General features: G+C 50.8%; 1 protein-coding gene. It reads left to right on the plus strand.

Translation table 11 applies throughout. The annotated features are described in order from the left end of the window. Positions 1–40: 40 nt before the first annotated feature. On the plus strand, positions 41–246 hold a 206-nt coding region (locus AC1RPH_RS08475), incomplete at its 3' end, for a hypothetical protein (RefSeq protein ID WP_481762144.1).

Below are 246 nucleotides of genomic sequence, written 5' to 3' on the forward strand. Positions count from 1 at the left end.
GAACGAACAAGGTAAGGCCAGCGTTGGGGACATCAACTCGATGTTGACCGGTTCATTCCAGTTCAATGTGACGCCTTACAATCAGAATCAGCAGCGTGTGGTGCGTGACCCGACTGCAACAAGTCCATACGATAGCCGTAATCGAAATCAGGGCGTGTTTGACATTGCGGTACCAAGCACCGCAGATGTTGACGATATTCCCTTTGCAGACCTAATCAACGGAAACGGATTTGGTGACAACGGCCC

The sequence above is a fragment of the Dellaglioa sp. CoH-57-MRSF-16 genome, from assembly GCF_056782055.1.